Below are 17,348 nucleotides of genomic sequence, written 5' to 3' on the forward strand. Positions count from 1 at the left end.
TGACTTCGGCGGGAGGTTGGCTTCCAATGGGGTGTGATGACACCCGAGAGAGAAGCCCTCCTGCCCCTCGCCCCGGCCTCCGTGGCCACCGCCCAGGGCGAGCCCCGATTCGGCACGTACCAGGGTGAGCTGCCCGAGGTGGACCTGCCCAGGTTGCTGGGCCGCTGGGCGCCCGGGCGCACCTCGCGGCTGCTCAAGCGCAAGCGGTGGCACTACACCTTCACGGCGACGCCGGAGGTGGCCGCGCTCTTCGCGGTGGTGGACCTGGGTTATTCGGCGAGCGCGTTCGCGGTGGCGTTGGATTTGCGCGAGCGCAAGCCGCTGTGTGACGTGAGCTTCCTGGGGGCACCCGGGCCCATGGTGTCGCTGGGGGACAAGCCCGGCGCGGGGCTGGCCGCGTCGTTCCGCACGTTGGGTGGGAAGCTGGCCATCCGCCGGGGCGAGGAGGACGAGCGCTACCAGGTGGAGGTGGACGTCAGCCGCGTGCGCACGGGCAGCCTCAACACGTTCCAGTGGAATGGGGAGATGTTGGTGGCGGGGGGGCCTCCCGCGCTGACGGTGATTGCGCCGGTGCAGGGGGATGGGCTCGTCAACGTCACGATGAAGCGCAACGGGCTGTTGTCCTTCGGCAGCCTGGAGGCCGGCGGGAAGCGCTTCCGGCTGGATGGGGGCGTGGGCGGCATCGACTACACGCAGGGGTATCTGGCGCGGCACACGGCGTGGCGCTGGGCGTTCGCGGCCGGGAGGCTGGCGGATGGGACGCCGGTGGGGCTGAACCTCGTGGAGGGCTTCAACGAGACGGCGACCGAGGCGAACGAGAACGCCTTCTGGCTGGGGGACAAGTTGTATCCGCTGGCGCGCGCGCGGTTCGAGTACGACACGAAGGACCTGCTCGGGCCGTGGCGGATGACGACGGTGGATGGCGCGGTGGACCTGCGCTTCACGCCGTTCTACGTGCACCGCGAGGAGCGCAACCTGCGCCTCATCATCAGCCACTTCGCCCAGCCGGTGGGTTTCTTCGACGGCACGGTGACGGTGGGGGGGCGGACGCACCAGCTCTCGCACGTCCCCGGCGTCAGCGAGGACCAGGACATGCTCTGGTGAGGATGGGGGGTGTGCGTCCGGGCTCGCATCGTGCGTGGAGCCCGGGGCCGGAGGCGCTAGGCTGGGAGGCCCACGCCGTCGGTCTGGAGTGAGCCCATGTCGTCGTGTCCGCACTGCGGTCTGCCGCTTTCCGATGCGCGCGTCGTCGCGTGCCCGTCCTGTGGCCAGAGCGTGGGCGCGTCCGCGCGTGGAACCGAGTTGCCCGACGACGCCTCGGAGTCCGCGTTCCGAGCCGCCGAGGCTGCGGGCCGCGCGGTGCGCACGGTGCTCGAGGACCCTCGGTTGCGTGAGCGGCTTCCTGGAGGCTCGTTGCCGTTGCTCGGCTCGGGGCTCGTCGCCGCGGCGGTGCTGTTGCCGGGTCTGCCCTTCATCAGCGGGACGATTGGCATCCCGTGGTCGGTGGTGATGCTGGGGGGGAGCCTCCTGCTCGGGGCTCGGGAGTGGAGCGCGGCGGGGCGGCCTGTTCCTCCGCTCCTGGAGCAGCTCGCGCGGATGGCCACGTCCGCCACGTTCCTGCTGCTCTTCACCTCGCTGGTCATCACCTTCGCGTTCCTCTCGCTCGGCTTTGGAGTGGTGCCGCTGGTGTGGGTCGCGGCCGCGGTGGTGCTCGGGTACGTGCAGTGGCGCGTGTTCCAGGCGTCGGCTGCCGCGATGCCCGAGCTTCGGCCCGCGCCGGGGGCCGCGCGGTTGAAGCTGTGGGTGCTCAGCGGCGCGGCCGTGTGCGCGGTGTCGCTGCTGCTCACGTGGGGCTCGGGGATGCGGACGTGGACGTCGCTGGGGGGCTACGGCTACGACAACAACCTCGTGTACGAGGTGGACAGCACCGGCCGCTCCACGGGGCATACGTACACGGAGAATCGCTACGGCTGGCAGCCGGGCATCACCAACACGTTCACCTCGTTCGCGAAGTCGGGCCGTGCCCGGCCGGGAGCGCCGCTCGTCGTCATGGCGTTGATGTCACTCGCCATGCTGGCCGCCGTGCCCCGGCTCCGCGACGCCATCCCGTCCCAGACGCCTTTCATCCTGGCGGGTGCCGTCACCCTGTGGGGCCTGCTGGGCCTGTCCATGCGACTGGGGCCGCTGGTCTTCCTGGCGGGTGCGCTGGCCATCGACTTCGCCCTGTATCAGGCCCACCGCGAGGCGAACGCGCGGGAGGAGACTCCACCCGGGGGAGATGACTCATCGAGCTCCGGCTCGACGAGCGTCTGAGACACGGGCTCGCTGTCATGGCGAGCCCATGTGCCTCACTTGCCCGCGCGGCGTGACTCGACGATGGCTCGGAACGAGCGGCTCCGCAGCTCCTCCAGCGTGAGCCCCGTGGCGAGCACTTCTTCCTGACTGAGCGCGCCACAGCTCGAGCCGCGCAGGAAGAAGTTGAGCAGGCCCTGGCCCGTCGCCGCGTCGTCGAACACGTCGCCCACCAGCGTCGCCTGCGCCGCCTTCTCCATGAAGGCCTTGAGCCGCCGCGTGGCCGCGTCCAGTCCTTCGAGGAAGAACGCATACACGGCCGCGTAGCGCACCGGGAGCTGGGCCGGATGCAAGTCCCACCCCTGATACCACCCGCGCTCCAGCGAGTGCCGGATGTGGCGATACGACAACTGCCACACCCGCTGCACCGCCTCCGAGTTCTCCCTCAGCTGCGTGGGCAAGAGCGCCGTGTCCCCCTGCTTGCGATGCGGCGGCACCGGCATGACGTTCGTCGCGCCGTCCGCCATCTGGATGCCCGTGCCCGACAGCGACACCTGCACCAAATCCCTCAGGAAGTCACAGGCCGGGTGCAGCATGCTCTGCACATGCGCGCTGACGCTGAGCGCCGCCGTGTAGTCATACAACCCCAGGTGCACGCTGGAGCACCGCCCCGCCCCCGCGGCCACCAGCGCCGACAGGTGCAGCTTCCCCTCCTGGTCGAACAGGGCCTGAGGCGTCTCCACCATCAACTCCAGCCCCAGCGCTCCCTTCTCCAGGCCGTGCTCCGTCTCCAGCACCTCCAGGATGCGCGCGAGCGCGGCCACCTGCTCGGGCAGGGCCACCTTGGGCAGCGTGACGACGAACGACGGCGGCAGCTTCCCACCGCTCTGCTCCAACAACGTCGTGACGAACAAGTCCAACGTGCGCGATGCCCGCTCGAACAGCTCCTCGGTGAAGGACTTCACCCGGATGCCGATGAACGGCGGCAACGTCCCCTGCTCCAGCCCCCGCGCCAGCTCCTTCGCCGCGGAGACGGCGTGACCATCCTCCTCCGCGTCGGAGCGGTGGCCGTAGCCGTCCTCGAAGTCGATGCGATAGTCCTCCACCGGCTCGCGCTGGAGCTTGTCCACCACGCGCTCGTACACGCGCTGGGCGAACCTCCCTCGCTGGGGCAGGCCCAGCCCGTGCGCCAGCTCGGCCGCGTCCGGCGCATAGTCCTTCAACGCACCCAGGGCCAAATCGCCCAGCTTCCGCGCTGCCTCCGCGCGGAACAGGTGCGCGCCGCCGTACACGACGTGCACCGGCTGGCGACGGGGGGAGTCCCCCGGATACGTGCGTGAGAACCCGGCGTTGGCTCGCCGGAGGGACTCACGCACGCTGGAGAGGCTGTTGGGTGTCAGGGTGGTCTTCATCGAGTGCCTCTCGAATGGCTGCTCTCGCTACGGCTGACGCTTGAGCCAGGCGCTGACCTCCGGACCGCAGCGCTCCCGCAGCTCCACGTCCTGCGACAGCCGCTCCAACGTCTGCGCCGTGGCCTGCTGCGCGTCGTTCACCGGCTGCTCCTTGAGCAGCGCCCGCACCGCGTCCAGGTGCTCGCGCGTGCGCAACATGCCGAGCGCCTCCACGATGCGCCGCACCAGCATCGGCGCGCCACCCGTGCGGGCGACCACGTCCTTCCACTGCTTGCGCATCTGCGCCCACCACGGCTCGCGACCCGTGCGGTTGGCGAGCAGGCCCGTGGCGAAGCTCGCCACATCCTGCGTCTTCACCGTGTCCGAGAAGAACAACGCGCGCGCACGCTCGGCCAGCGCGGGCTCCTCGAACGCAGTCAGCGCCATCAGGTAGCGGCGCTGCGTGGCCGGGTCCGGCTCACCGGGCATCCGCTGCAGGAAGATGTCGAACAGCTCCGCGTCCCCCGAGCGCGCCGCCATGGACACCGCCGCGTCGAGCAGGTTGGGCTCCAGCGCGTCACGCTCGCCCTTCAGCATCCGCGTCACCCTCTGCCGCGCCTCCTCGAGCACCTTCGGCTCACGCGCCAGGCCACCCACCGCGCGCACCAGCGCCGCGCGCCGCAGCTTCACCCGGTCCGTCTCCCCGGCCAGCGCCTGCCACCCGAGCTTCTCCAGACCCGGACCGAGCAGCCGCGCCACCCACGCGCGCACCCGCGCCTGGTCCTCGTCATCCACCAGCCGGCTCTCCACGTACGCCAGCCGCCCCACCAGCTCGTCCAGGACCGAGTCGTCCTCCTCGTTCCCGAAGAGCGCGGCCAAATCCAGCAGCTCCCCCACCGAGGCCCGCCCCGAGCGCACCAGCCCCCACTGGTCCGCCAGCAGGGAGATGCGCTCCGACGGCGCCAGCGCGTGCAGGTTCGCCGACAGGCCCGCGAGCGTCGCCTTGTCGTAGGCCACCCGGTAGAAGCCCGTGGAGCCCGCGTTGGCGCACAGCCACTTCACCGCGCCCGAGCCCGCCTCCAGCTTCACCGTGGCCTGCTTGTCGCGCAGCAGCACCCGCTGCTCCTTCACGCCGCTGGCGTCCTCGTAGCGCAGCACCATGGGCACCGGCCACTTCTCCGCGCTCTGCACGCCGGGCTCCGAGTAGAAGCGCTCCTGCGACAGCGTCACCTCGCGGCCCTCCACGCGCGCCGTCACCAGGGGGAAGCCGCTCTGGCCCACCCACGCCGTGGCCAGCTCCTCCACCGGCTGCTTCGCCGCCTCACCCAGCGCGTTCCACAGGTCCTCCTTCACCGCGTTGGCGCGCGCGTGCCGGCGCATGTACAGCCGGATGCCGTCGCGGAAGGGGCCCTCGCCGAGGAACCCTTCAATCATGCGCAGCACCGCGCCGCCCTTCTCGTACGTAATCGCGTCGAAGCTCTCGCCGGCCTCACCCGCGTTGTTCACCTCGCCGTGGATGGGGTGCGTGGACTTGAGCGCGTCCAGGAACAGCGCGCTGGTGCGGTGCGAGTCGAAGTCCAGCCACATCCGCCACTCGGGGCGCCACTGGTCGACAATCTTGAAGGCAATCCACGTGGCGAACGCCTCGTTGAGCCACAGGTCGTCCCACCACACCATGGTGACCCAGTTGCCGAACCACTGGTGCGCCAGCTCGTGCGTCACGACCTCCGCCACGCGCTTCTGCACCGACAGGGGCGCGGTGGCCGGGTCGAGCAGCAGCGCCACCTCGCGGTAGGTAATCAGGCCGGCGTTCTCCATCGCGCCCGCCTCGAAGTCCGGGATGCCCACCTGGTCCACCTTGGTGAAGGCATACGGCAAGTCGAAGTACTCCTGCAGGCGCGGCAGCACCGCGAGCGCCACGTCCTGGCCGAAGCGCGTCAGGTGCTTCTTCTCCTCCAGCGCCCAGGTGCGCACGGGCACCGTGCCCACGTGCTCCACGGGCGTGCCCACCAGCGGGCCCACCACGAGCGCGATGAGGTAGCTGCTGAGCACCTCCGTCTCCTGGAACGTCACCTTCGTCAGCGCGCCGTCCTTCTCCTCCTTCACCACCGGGCCGTTGCCCAGCACCGCGAGGCCCTGGGGCACGCGCACGCTCAGCGACCACTTCGCCTTGAAGGCCGGCTCGTCGAACGAGGGGAAGACGCGGCGGGCGTCCGCGGCCTCGAACTGCGTGGCCGCCACCTTGCCCGCCGAGTACAGGCCGCGCAGGCCGTCCGTGAAGGGGCCCGTCCAGGCGACGTCCAGCTGCGCCTCACCCTGGGGCAGCGGCGCGTCGAACGTCAGCAGCACCGTCTCGCTCACGGCGTTGACCTGGAGGGAGGAGGGCTTGTGCGACGCGCCACCCTTCGCGCGGAACGTCACGTCCCCCAGCTTCAGGGAGATGGCGTGGAGGATGATTTCGCGCGTGGGCTCCGCCAGCGTCACGTCCACGGTCTGCTGACCGGAGAAGGTCTTCGCCTCCAGGTCCAGGGTCAGCGTGGCCGCGTAGCGCTGGGGGCGAACGGTGAGGGGAAGGCGGAAGTTCTTGTCTTCGGTCGGATGCGCCATAGGGAGGCGGAATCTAGCCTCGCTCAGGGCGCGCGTTCCCACTTCTGTCACGCCGGTGCAAGAAACCTGTCGTCGGACGGGTGGGGTGTCGTCCGCCTCACCCTTCCTTTTCCGGGCCTATGGCCGAGCCTTCTTCGGGCCTCGCGCGGCGGGCTTGGGTACCAGCTGGTGGAAGAGGCTGGATTCGCGCTCGAAGAAGCCCTCGGTGTGGAAGGAGTGGGGCAGCTCCAGCAGCTGGAAGTCCAGGTGGTGACACAGCTCGTGCAGCAGCGTGCGCAGGTACGTGCGGAAGGCCACGACGCGCGCCTGCTTCGCGGTGCGCATCCAGACCTGGAGGCGGGGGAGACGGCCGGCCTCCCAGGTGTACAGGCCGTGCAGCTCGCCCTCCTCGGAGGACGGGCGGACCTCCAGCACCTGGACCCGGATGGTGGCCACGTCCAACCGCTCGCACAAGGCATCCGTGAGGGCCCGGCTCGCGCGCTCCAGCGGGGCCCGGGCTCCGCTGGCCAGGGCCTCACGCACGGCGTCGACGCGGGGGGACAGCGCCCCGGGGGCCCTCACCCGGAGGGACTTCACCCCGTCGCTCATGCGGTAGATGCGCTGCTGCTCGGGGTCGAGGTTCTCGTAGTAGGCGAAGGGCACGGGACGGCCGCGCACTCTAGGCGAGCGCCGCGCGGCGTGATGCGTCGAGGCGCCAGGAGGGCGACCTGGCGGGGCAGGTTGGGAAAGGGATTGCTCACGGGTGGGGCGCGCGCGGGATGGGAGGTGTTCGCGAGCCGACGTCGGAGGCGGCAGGGGGCAGGGCACGTCCATTGCTGTGGCGTGCGGGGATGCATCGTGGCGCGTGGTTGGGGGCGTTGGTGGGGTTGTGGCTGTGGGGTGGAACGGCCGAGGCCGCGAGGCGGAGTCCTCCGAAGCGGGCCGCGCCAGTGGCCCTGTCGGACCGGGCCGTGTGGCGCGCGAAGGGTTGGGTGGGGCTGGGCTCGCTGAAGACGGTGAGCAGCGCGGTCAACGATGACTGTTCGGGCCTGACGCAGCTGGCCTACCGCCGCCCCGGGCTCAGCCTGATGCCGTCGCTCACCCTGCCTGGGGAGAACGGCGTGAAGGCCATCTACCGGAAGGCGGGCTCGCTGGGCGCGCTTCGCCAGACGCCGAAGCCGGGGGACCTGGTGTTCTTCCGCGAGACGCTGGACCGCAACCGGGATGGCCGCCGCAACGACGGGCTCACGCACATCGGCATCGTCGAGAAGGTGGGACAGGACGGCACCGTCACGTTCGTCCACCGCGCCGGCGGCGGGGTGAAGCGCGGTCGCTTCAATCAGGCGCGCCCGGAGGTGCACAAGGACGAGAAGGGGCGCGTCGTGAATGACTGGCTGCGCCGCCGTGAGAAGCGCCAGCGGGCCTACCTGGCGGGCGAGCTGGTGGCGGGCTTCGCCTCCGTGGACGACAGCTGGCAGGCGCCCGTCACCGCGTCGAGGACGCAGCGCTGAGCGTGGGGAGGTGACGTCCGGGGCGCGAGGCGCTATGCACGGCGCCGATGTCGACCACGGATGGACGACCGGAAGGCTCGCCGGAGGGCACCGAGGCCACGGCGGTGGTGCCTTCGGTGGCGGCTGTGCCCTCGCAGCCTCCGGTGCCTCGTCGGCGGGGGATGGGGCGATTCAAGTGGGTGCTCGGGGCCGTGGTGCTGCTCCTCGGCTTCGGCGTGTATGAGTACGTCACGCTCCCCAAGGCCGCGTCGCTCGAAAAGGAGAACCCGAAGTCGACCGCGTTGATGGACCAGCGCGCCGAGGAGGCTCGGGCCGAGGGGAAGAAGGTCCGTCGGCGACAGCATTGGGTTCCGCTCGCGTCGGTGCCGAAGCACGCGGTGGACTCGGTGCTCATCTCCGAGGACGCGAGCTTCTATCTGCACGAGGGTGTGGATACGACGGAGATGCGCAAGGCGCTGGAGGAGGCCTGGGCGAAGGGGCAACTGGGGCGAGGCGCTTCGACCATCACCCAGCAGCTCGCGAAGAACCTCTGGCTGTCCACGGACCGCAGCCTGTTCCGCAAGGCGAAGGAGCTGGTGCTCGCCCGGCGGCTGGAGGACGCGCTCTCCAAGAAGCGCATCCTCACGCTGTACCTCAACGTCGTCGAGTGGGGGAACGGCGTCTACGGCATCGACGCCGGTGCGCGGGAGCACTTCGGCGTGTCCGCGTCGCAGGTCTCCGTGGCCCAGGGCGCCATCCTCGCCGCGATGCTGCCCGCGCCTCGCAAGCGCGCTCCGTCCTCCGGCTCGCGCGCGCTGTGGCGGCGTGCGCATTGGATTGTCGACCGGATGGAGTCCGTGGGGCGCATCTCCGAGGCGCAGGCCACCGACGCGCGTGGGGACATCGACCGGTTGCTGGGGCGCACGCCCGCCGGGAAGAGCGACGACGAAGGCTCCGACGACGACGCGTGACCTGCGCGGCGGCTCGCGAAGCACGTGGAGCTTGCTTCCACGAGCCTCCAAGGTGGCTCGTGGCGTCAGCAAGCCGGTGCGTGGCTCCTCGCGTGCGCTCGCTCAGGGTGTGAGCTGGAGGAACAGCAGGTCTCCCTCGCCCCGTGAGGTGTATGACGCGTCACCGGGTGACAGGGCATTGCTGAAGGGAACGCAGAGCCGGGCCTGGCCACCGTACGTGACTTGAAGGGCCACGCTGTCCGGCGCGGTGCTCCCCAGCTCCCGGGCGTCGAGGTGTTTCCCCGTGCTGTCGTAGCGCGCGACGAAGTGGAGCACTTCGCCCCGTGAGAGCGCCGTGCTCCCGAGCGCGCCGCTTCCGAGGTCCAGCTTCGCGTCCCGTGTCCACCCGGCGACGACGAGCTCGCCCTTCGAGCTCCGGCCCAGTGAGTGGCCTCGCGCGGCTTTCGAGGTGCCCATGACGCGCGCCCAGCCATCCGCCGCCGTCTCGTGCAGCGTGCCCAGCAAGACATCCTCGCTCGCCTCGACCGCCTTCCCGTCGAAGGAGAACCGACCGCTGACGTCGCCGACGAAGGCCACGTCGCCGCGCGGCATGGGCGTGAGCGCGCGGATGCTGCCCTTCGCCCCGTTGAACGCCCGGAACCACTGCGGCGTACCGTTCGCGGAGAGCTTGCCGAGGAACGGCGTCTCGCCGCCCGTCGCGTTCAGCAGCCACGAGTCCGTGTGCCCGCCCACGTAGATGAAGCCCGCTCCATCCGTGGCGAGTGCCTCCGCGTTCGAGCCCTCGTCCCCACCGGGAAACGCGAGCGACCAGTCATGGGCCCCACTCGCGTGGAACTTCGCGAGGAAGAGCGCGGGCACCGAGTCATCCCGCGTCCGATTGCCCGGGTCCGCGTAGAGCCGTCCACGCCCCAGGCCCATCTCGCCCGTGAAGTGGCCCGTGATGATGACACTCCCCCGCGAGTCGAGCGTCACCGCCTGCGCCCTCGCGAGCCCCGAGCGCGTGTCGGAGATCTCCGCGCGGAAGCCTCGGGACCACAACGGAGTTCCTTCCGCGGACAGCTTGAGCAGGAAGATGCCGGACGCCACCGAGTGCTCCTCGATGTACGTCAGCGCGCCCGTCCCCAGGTCCGGGTCGCCCTGATACGCGCCCACCACCCAGACCTCACCCGAGGTCGCCACCGCGAGCCCCGTCGCCTCCACGCGCTCGCCCACCGCGAAGGCCCGCGACCACTGGTGCGCGCCATCCGCGCCGTAGCGCGCGACCACGAGTCCCCGTTCGCCCTCGAAGACTTCGCCGCCGAAGTCACCGCTCCCCTTGAACGCGCCCGCGACGAGGAAGTCGAGCCCATCCTCCGCGCTCGCCATCGCGGTGACGCGCTCGTCTCCCGCTCCGCCCCGATGCCAGCTCCAATCCGGCGTCGGGGCTCGCGGTGTCGCCGTCGGCTCCCGGGTCTCCACCACGAGGCGCGGCCGCATCGCCGGGTCCACATCCTCACGTGAGGCGAAGTCCGCGCCGTCGATGTCCGTGGAGAAGAGCCCGAAGTCCTGCGTGCCGTTCTCCGTCACCGCCGCCGTCACATCCATCTCCACCCAGCGGCCGGCGCGCACCTCCTTCGCATCGGACAACACGGGGCCCAACGCCGCGGGCTGCCGGTCGAACGTGACGCTGTCCTCCTTCCAGTCGGACTCCACCCGCCGGACGACAGGACCGTTGCCCGAGCCGTTCGTCACGAACAGCCGCAACACCGCGCGCTTCACCGGGTCCTTCAACCCCGACACCTCGAAGCGCAGGAAGGAGCGGTACTCGACAGGGGAGTCGTCCACGTAGAGCTGCGACGCGGCGCCGAAGTTCTTGTCGGGCCTGGCGGAGTCGACGTGCGCATCCGCGACGGCGACGAAGCTGCCGCCTCCGGTCGCGAAGTCGCCCTGCTGTTCGAGGGGCGCCACCGCCTCGGGTGACGTGAGGCCGCCACAGTGCGGCAGCAACGCCAGGACCGCCATCGCCCCCGCCTCCCGCCATCCCCGCTTCCAGCTTCCGTGCATCGTCCCCCCCACGCCACGTGCTCGCCAGGAGGCCGGCTGTGCATCGCGGGTGCCGCGCGCGGATGGGCTCGCGACGTGTGGAGCCCGACCCTCGCCTCATCCCGATGGACGAGGCGAGGGGCAAGGCGCTTCCTCCGAGGAAGAAGTCGGAGGCCCGGCGTGGGGCGCTACAGTCCGCCCGCTTCCAGCGCGCCACCCAGCCCCGGGAAGGGCTTGGTCAGCACCGCCTGGAACACGATGTCCTCGAGGAGAATCTCCACGGGGAACCGAGGCGTTCCCAGCCCGCTGCGCACCACGGTGTTGCTGACGATGAACCAGACGCGCCGCCTGCCCACCGCGTCCTTCAGCGCGGGATGGTCCAGTCGGATGGGCGTGCGGGTCTCCGGGTTGAAGTCGCGCGTGGGGAGGATTTCCGCCGCCTGCGCGTAGTACGCGGGCCGGTTCAGGTCCGAGTACACGAGGGGCTCGTCCGGCGTGGCCTGCCCGGTGAAGGACAGCCGGATGGACGTGCGCAGCGTCAGCGAGGGGGATGGGTTGACGATGGTGAACGTGGCGGAGACCTCCTCCACGACCAGGTCCAGGTCCTCGGTGTTCACCGACTCCTCGGGCAGGTCCAACGCCACCTCGGCGTAGACGGGCTGGAGCACGGAGGTGACGGGCACCCTCACGTCGAAGGGCTCGGTCTCGATGTCGATGCGCGCCGAGCAGCCGGACAGCATCAGGACACAACAGGCGAAGAGCGCGCGCATCATCGGAAGGACCAGGAGACATCGAGGACGGGAAGGACGGGGAGCGTCTCGCCGGGGACGGCCGGGTCGCTCAGGTCGACGTACGTGGCGCCGAGTCCCAGGCCGAAGTTCTCACCGCCATAGCGGACCCCCGCGGCGGCGCGCAGCTTCGCGCCACCCTTCACCCGCACGCCGGCCTCCGCCACCACGGACCAGTTCCCCACGAAGTTGAGCGCCGCGCCGCCGGTGAAGGACAGGTAGTCGGTGGTGTAGCGCGCGTAGCGGGCCTCGCCCTGCACCAGCAGCCGGCCGAGCGCCAGGCCATAGACGGCGTAGAACGAAGGCCCCTGCAGCTCGGGCTCGAAGCGCTTCAGGCCCGTCGTCCGGGACTCGACGATGCCCGAGTAGACGGAGGCGCCGACGAAGTGCGTGTAGCGCGCGCCCAGGACGACTCGGTGCGGGCCGGCCGCCAGCGCCCAGCGCAGGCCCAGGTTGGGCGCGAGCAGCAGGTCCGCGTAGACGGAGGTGTCCAGCGCGAGCCCCGCGAACAACGGCAACGCGGAGCGCTGCAGCCCGAGCACGGGTGCGTCGATGACCTCCGCCGCGTCAGAGCCCATCAACCGCGCGGTGTTGGTGCGCACGCCCACGGAGGGCTCCGCGGAGGCGGGCAGGGGAGACAGCCATGAGACGAGGAGACTGCACAGGGCGGCGGTTCCGGTGCCAATGACTCGCACGCGAGAACGTCTGGAGTGTTTCAAATGGGGTGCTCCTGGAGTGGGCGACGCGGGTCCGGCGTGCGCCTCACATGAGTCATCTTCGCACTTGAGCCATCATCTCGCCATCCAGCCTGGCTGGCCGCATCATGCACAGGGGATAGGGCGGGGGAGGGGCTGTGCTGACACCAGATGCCCGATGGCCATCACCGATGCTCCGGTATGGCATTCTCTTCCACGGGACGCTCGTCGGGGACATTGCATGCGACTTCGCTGGGCAGTGCCGCTGCTCCTGCTGATGTGCATCACAGGCTGTGCGACGACTCGCATCGTGCGGCTCGAAACCGGACAGGACTCTTTTGTTGTCACACCAGGCGAGGAGCCAGGCGCGGAGCTGGCGTCCGTCGAACTGGACGACGAGGAGTTCGAAGCGGCTCTCACGGTGCTTGCGCGGGACGTTCACCCGCGGCGCAACCCCATGCGGCAAGCGAGAGACCTCTTTGGCGTTCCGCCCCGCGGCGGCGTGTATGGCTATGAGAGCCACCCGCCTCGGTTGACACCCCAGTCTCGAGAAGATGTGGACGGCCTTCACCTGCTGGAGGCCTACGCGGACGAGGAGCTGACGCGTGCTTATGGCCAGTGGTGCGAGCGAAAGGACCGGCCTGGCGACTGCCTGCGCTTGTTGGACGAAGGCCCTCTGCTGGCCAGCGACGGCAAATTCACCTGGGCCTTCGCCATCGCGATGGATTCGGTATGGGAGCAGACCGCTGACGCCTTGAAGGGCATGACGGACGAAGTCGCGCTCATGTCCACCATCGCCGCCGCCGCGACGATGTACCTCATGCTCTGGGCCCTGCCGGAGCCGCTCTCGAAGGGGGTGGCGGCGACCTTGACGGCTCTCGCCATCGCCTATCTGGGGGTGGATACGGTCTGGCGCTTGCTCGACGGCTGGCTGACGTTGGTGCGCGAAGTGGAGCGGGCGACGACCTACGCTCAGCTCAGTGCGGCGAGTGAGGCGTATGGGGAAGTGCTCGGAGAGAACGCGGCGCGCGTGTTCGTGATGCTGGCGACCGCCGCGGTGGGCAGCGCCGCGGGCCTGGCTTCCAAGGCCGTGGGGCTGCCGGGTTCCGCCCAGGCGGCTCTCGCCGTGGAGTCTCAGGCGGGCATTCGCTATGTCGCTGTCGGAGGCGTGCGGACCGTCGCCGTGACGACGGAGGGCTTCACCCTGGCGCTCGCTCCCACTGCCATGGCCATGGCGAACCAGGGCACGGGTGGGGGTGAGCGGCACCACATCGCCACCAACAAGAACGATGTCTCATCCACGAGAGGCGGACCCTGGTCGCCGCGATTCAGGAAGCTGTTCGCGAGGGCCGGCATGGAGCTCAAGGACGCTGAGAACATCGTCAGGGTCTCAGGTCACAAGGGGCCTCACCCCAAGAAGTACCATGATGCGGTCTTCTTGCGGCTCCAGGATGCGTTGGGGACATGTCGGACGGTGGCTGCTTGTCGCACGGCCCTCACGAGGGAGCTGCGCAATCTCGCCACGGAAGCCCAGACTCCAGGAACGGTCATCAACAGGCTCGTGACTCAGGGTAAGTAGGCCCCTCGAGCAATCCACCATGGCGAACCCATCGCGATACTTCAGGCTCATGGAGAACGTCCAGGCAGGGAACTGGTACCTGGGCGACCCGCTGACGAGGCAGGGACACGAGCTGGAGGACTTCAGGGAATTCTCGTCGGGACGACCCACGCAGTTCTCCGAGCGTTTGACGGTTCCCATCGACGAGCCCGGGAGGCGATTGGATTTCAGCACCGCGGGGGCCGGAGCGACCCCCGTCGTGCACGTCCGGGTGGCCACCCTCTTCGCGGAAATGGCCCCGAACGACGTGCAGTTGATCCCTGTGGGCATCAAGGGCTGCCCCGATGAATACCTCATTCTCGTCGCGACGCGCCTCGTCCGGTGTATCGACGATGAGGCCTCTGAAGAGGTGCTGTATTGGAAGCCGGAGGATGAGCGTCCGGAGAAGCTCGGCATGTATCGAAGCGTCTTCGGGATGCGGATCGACCCCGCCCAAGTGGGTGACGTCAGGGTGTTCCGTCCCTGGGGATGGTCTGGAGTGCTCATCGTCTCCCAGGACATCAAGGCGGCGCTGGAGCGCGCGAACGTCACGGGGGCTGAGTTCGAGGAGGTCTAGTCCGGTGGGCGTGCTGTCGCCGGTGGGCTACCCTCGCGAGGAATGAGGAGCATCGAAGTCGTGGACGTCGAGCAGGAGCACGCAGGGGAGCAGCGGGAGCGCGCGCTGGGGCTGCTGCGCCGGTTCGGCTGGAACGCCACGTCCTTCCAGGTGCTGATGCCGGGCTTCCGCTACTGGTTCGACCCGGCGGGTGACGCCTTCGTCGCGTACGTGGACACGGGCGGCGCGTGGGTGGCGGCCGGGGCGCCCATCGCCTCGGAGGCGTCGCTGGCGCGCGCGGCGGAGGGCTTTCGTGAAGCCGCACGGCGCGAAGGTCGGCGCGTCTGCTTCTTCGCCACCGAGCCGCGCTTCACCGAAGCCGTCCCCATGGAGTCGCTCTCCATCGGCGAGCAGCCGGTGTGGGAGCCCTCTCGCTGGGACGCGGTGGTGCGCGGCAGCAAGAGCCTGCGTGAGCAACTGCGTCGCGCGCGCTCGCACGGCGTGGTGGTGCGCGAGCTGCCCGCGGAGGCGCTGGAGGACGCGGAGCACCCCGCGCGGCAGGCGCTGGAGCGGCTCAAGAAGCGATGGCTCGCGTCTCGGCGCATGGCGCCCATGGGCTTCCTGGTGCAGCTGCGCCCGGATGCCTTCGCGCGCGAGCGGCGCGCCTTCGTCGCCGAGGCGAAGGGCGAGCTCATGGGCTTCCTGCTCGTGTCCCCCGTCTACGCGCGCGACGGCTGGTTCCTCCAGGACCTGGTGCGCGACCCCGAGTCCCCCAACGGCACCGCGGAGGCCCTGGTCGACGCGGCCATGCGCACCGCCGCCGCCGAGGACCGCCGCTACGTGACGCTGGGCCTCGCGCCCCTCTCCGGCCCTGTGCGTCCATGGCTGCGGCTGGCGCGCGCCTGTGGCCGGCCCCTGTTCGACTTCGAGGGCCTGCGCACCTTCAAGGCGAAGTTCCGTCCCGACTCCTGGGTGCCGCTCCACCTCTCCTATCCAGAGCCGCGCGGCGGCGTGCTCGCCGTGTACGACGCGCTGCGAGCCTTCGCTCGCGGCAGCCTGGTGCGCTTCGGGGTGGCCACGTTGCTCAGGCGCCCCCGGCTGCTGGTGCACGGGCTCGCGGTGCTGCTCGTGCCCTGGACGGCGATGCTCGCGCTGCCCGCCACCACGCGGTGGTTCCCGTCGTTGCGCGTGCAGTGGAGCTGGGTGCTGTTCGACGTGGCGCTGGCCGCGGGCCTCTTCTCGCTGGTGCGGCGCTGGCGCGACGGGCTGGCCACGGCGCTGGTGTGCCTCACCGCCGCGGACGCGTGCCTCACCTTCGTCCAGGCCGCCGTCTACAACGCGCCCCGCGCCCGCGGCCCCGTCGACTGGCTCGTCATCACCGCGGCCGTGCTCGCGCCCGCCACCGCCTCCGGCCTGCTCGTCCGCGCGCGGGACTTCCGCCTGCCCGCGCGCTGACGCACCGCGCTCATTTCCGTGGCGGACATCACGCCCTCGCGGGTTTCCACAGGTCGACACTCCCCCGAAAGTCACCTGGACCCGAAGGCGAGAAGAATGGTGTTTTCCGGAAAGAGCTGTTCCGGCGTCGGGTGCCGCGACTTTCTCGCGGCGTCGTCCGTCGCCGGTTGGGAGGGGTGACCATGCGAACGCCGTGGGGCGTTGCCCTGTCGCTCGCCGTGTTGCTGTGGGTCCACGAGAGCCACGCCGCGCCCGAAGCCCAGCGCTCGGCTCCGCCACCCTCGCCGTTGCCGCCCGGGGTGTCGGCCGTGCTGTGGAAGCTGTCGGTGCCGGAGAGCGCGGCGCCCACGCCCGAGCGGGTGGCGTTGGGAGAGAAGCTCTACAACGAGAAGCGGCTGTCATTGGATGACAGCGTGTCGTGCGCCACGTGCCACGACCCGGCCAAGGGCTTCACGGACCACCTGCCAGTGTCGGCGGGCGTGAAGGGCCAGTTCGGCATGCGCAACAGCCCGACGGTGCTCAACGCGCTCTTCAACGCCTCGCAGTTCTGGGACGGGCGCGCGGCGTCGCTGGAGGACCAGGCGAAGCTGCCCATCCTCAACCCGGTGGAGATGGCCATGCCCTCCCCCGAGGCGGTGGTGGCCAAGCTCAAGGGCATCCCCGAGTACGTCACCGCCTTCCAGCAGGTCTTCAAGCGCGACATCACCTACGACGACCTGGCCGCGGCCATCGCCGCCTTCGAGCGCACGCAGTTCTCCGGCAGCGCCCGCTTCGACCGCTTCATCCACGGCGAGACGAAGGCGCTCAACGAGTCGGAGCGCCGAGGCTGGGCGCTGTTCAACGGCAAGGCGCGCTGCAACTCGTGCCACGCGGGCAACGCCGTGTCGCCGCTGTTCAGCGACCAGAAGTTCCACAACATCGGCGTCTCCGCCCACAAGCAGGACTTCCCGCAGCTGGCCCGAGAGGGCCTGAAAATCGTCCGCCTGGGAGACGAGAAGCAGATCGACGAGTTGGCGCTCCAGACGCGCTTCTCCGAGCTGGGCCGCTTCCTGGTGACGAAGCAGGAGAACGACGTGGGGGCCTTCAAGACGCCCACGCTGCGCAACGTGGGCATCACCGGCCCGTACATGCACGACGGCACGCTCGCGACGATGTGGGACGTCATCGACCACTACAACAAGGGCGGCGTGGCCAACCCGTTCCTGGACGGGGGGATGCAGCGACTGGGGCTGACGGAGCCCGAAATCGACGACCTGGTGGCCTTCCTCTTCACGCTCACCGACGAGCGCTTCACCCGACTCAACGGCCAGGAGCTGGCGAAGCAGCGGGCGCGCAAGAACAAGCGCCCGGAGCGCGACACCGCGGTGGCGATGGGGAAGAAGGGGAACCTGGGAGACCTGGCGCCCAATCCGGACCTGGCGGTGAAGAATCCGGCGGACATCGGCGCGTATGGCACCGAGACGCTGCCCAAACCCGCTTCGACGAAGCAGCCCTGAGGAGGCGCC

The 17,348-nt window shown here is 70.1% G+C and carries 14 protein-coding genes; 8 read left to right on the forward strand and 6 right to left on the reverse strand.

Going from position 1 to position 17,348, the window contains the following annotated elements; all coding sequences use genetic code 11:
* Positions 1-36 precede the first annotated feature (36 nt).
* Both LXT21_RS10490 and LXT21_RS10495 read left to right on the forward strand, forming a co-directional pair.
* Positions 37-1,104: a DUF2804 domain-containing protein gene (locus tag LXT21_RS10490; RefSeq protein WP_254037975.1), complete on the forward strand. Its 1,068-nt coding sequence runs from the start codon at positions 37-39 to the stop codon at positions 1,102-1,104.
* A gap of 96 nt (positions 1,105-1,200) precedes the next feature.
* Complete coding sequence (locus LXT21_RS10495; RefSeq protein ID WP_254037976.1) at positions 1,201-2,313, forward strand: zinc ribbon domain-containing protein; 1,113 nt, start codon at positions 1,201-1,203, stop codon at positions 2,311-2,313.
* Between the two features lie 35 nt (positions 2,314-2,348).
* Here the strand turns inward: LXT21_RS10495 and LXT21_RS10500 are convergent, their stop codons facing one another.
* The 3 genes from LXT21_RS10500 to LXT21_RS10510 all read right to left on the reverse strand — a co-directional run bounded on the left by LXT21_RS10500 (position 2,349) and on the right by LXT21_RS10510 (position 6,932).
* Positions 2,349-3,704, reverse strand: a complete 1,356-nt coding sequence (locus tag LXT21_RS10500) for a DUF6986 family protein (RefSeq protein ID WP_254037977.1) — start codon at positions 3,702-3,704, stop codon at positions 2,349-2,351.
* Positions 3,705-3,731: 27 nt separating this feature from the next.
* Positions 3,732-6,290, reverse strand: a complete 2,559-nt coding sequence (locus tag LXT21_RS10505) for a M1 family metallopeptidase (protein WP_254037978.1) — start codon at positions 6,288-6,290, stop codon at positions 3,732-3,734.
* A gap of 117 nt (positions 6,291-6,407) precedes the next feature.
* Positions 6,408-6,932 carry a hypothetical protein gene (locus LXT21_RS10510; protein ID WP_254037979.1) on the reverse strand — a complete coding sequence of 175 codons (525 nt, stop codon included), beginning with the start codon at positions 6,930-6,932 and terminating at the stop codon, positions 6,408-6,410.
* A gap of 188 nt (positions 6,933-7,120) precedes the next feature.
* Between LXT21_RS10510 and LXT21_RS10515 the strand changes: the two genes are divergently transcribed.
* Both LXT21_RS10515 and mtgA read left to right on the forward strand, forming a co-directional pair.
* Entirely contained in the window at positions 7,121-7,780 is a 660-nt protein-coding gene (locus LXT21_RS10515) for a CHAP domain-containing protein (protein WP_254037980.1), read from the forward strand.
* A 47-nt stretch (positions 7,781-7,827) separates the two neighbouring features.
* Positions 7,828-8,730 (forward strand): monofunctional biosynthetic peptidoglycan transglycosylase, encoded by a 903-nt coding sequence (mtgA, locus tag LXT21_RS10520; protein WP_407666977.1) that lies wholly within the window; start codon positions 7,828-7,830, stop codon positions 8,728-8,730.
* 102 nt (positions 8,731-8,832) lie between these two features.
* On the opposite strand, the gene LXT21_RS10525 is transcribed toward mtgA, so the two are convergent.
* From LXT21_RS10525 to LXT21_RS10535, 3 genes are all read right to left on the reverse strand, one after another.
* Positions 8,833-10,731 carry a CBM96 family carbohydrate-binding protein gene (locus LXT21_RS10525; protein WP_254037981.1) on the reverse strand — a complete coding sequence of 633 codons (1,899 nt, stop codon included), beginning with the start codon at positions 10,729-10,731 and terminating at the stop codon, positions 8,833-8,835.
* Between the two features lie 209 nt (positions 10,732-10,940).
* Positions 10,941-11,525 (reverse strand): hypothetical protein, encoded by a 585-nt coding sequence (locus LXT21_RS10530; RefSeq protein ID WP_254037982.1) that lies wholly within the window; start codon positions 11,523-11,525, stop codon positions 10,941-10,943.
* Positions 11,522-12,235 carry a hypothetical protein gene (locus LXT21_RS10535; RefSeq protein WP_254037983.1) on the reverse strand — a complete coding sequence of 238 codons (714 nt, stop codon included), beginning with the start codon at positions 12,233-12,235 and terminating at the stop codon, positions 11,522-11,524. Before LXT21_RS10535 ends, LXT21_RS10530 begins: the two co-directional genes overlap by 4 nt.
* A gap of 241 nt (positions 12,236-12,476) precedes the next feature.
* Here LXT21_RS10535 and LXT21_RS10540 point away from each other — a divergent pair, with 241 nt between their 5' ends.
* The 4 genes from LXT21_RS10540 to LXT21_RS10555 all read left to right on the forward strand — a co-directional run bounded on the left by LXT21_RS10540 (position 12,477) and on the right by LXT21_RS10555 (position 17,339).
* Positions 12,477-13,814 (forward strand): AHH domain-containing protein, encoded by a 1,338-nt coding sequence (locus tag LXT21_RS10540; protein ID WP_254037984.1) that lies wholly within the window; start codon positions 12,477-12,479, stop codon positions 13,812-13,814.
* Between the two features lie 19 nt (positions 13,815-13,833).
* Positions 13,834-14,409 (forward strand): imm11 family protein, encoded by a 576-nt coding sequence (locus LXT21_RS10545; protein WP_254037985.1) that lies wholly within the window; start codon positions 13,834-13,836, stop codon positions 14,407-14,409.
* Between the two features lie 42 nt (positions 14,410-14,451).
* The gene (locus tag LXT21_RS10550) at positions 14,452-15,843 is read left to right on the forward strand and encodes a DUF2156 domain-containing protein (protein WP_254037986.1); all 1,392 of its coding nucleotides are present in this window, start codon (positions 14,452-14,454) and stop codon (positions 15,841-15,843) included.
* Positions 15,844-16,025: 182 nt separating this feature from the next.
* Complete coding sequence (locus LXT21_RS10555) at positions 16,026-17,339, forward strand: cytochrome-c peroxidase (protein WP_254037987.1); 1,314 nt, start codon at positions 16,026-16,028, stop codon at positions 17,337-17,339.
* The last annotated feature ends 9 nt before the right edge of the window (positions 17,340-17,348 follow it).

This window comes from Myxococcus guangdongensis (assembly GCF_024198255.1).
Lineage (GTDB): Bacteria > Myxococcota > Myxococcia > Myxococcales > Myxococcaceae > Myxococcus > Myxococcus guangdongensis.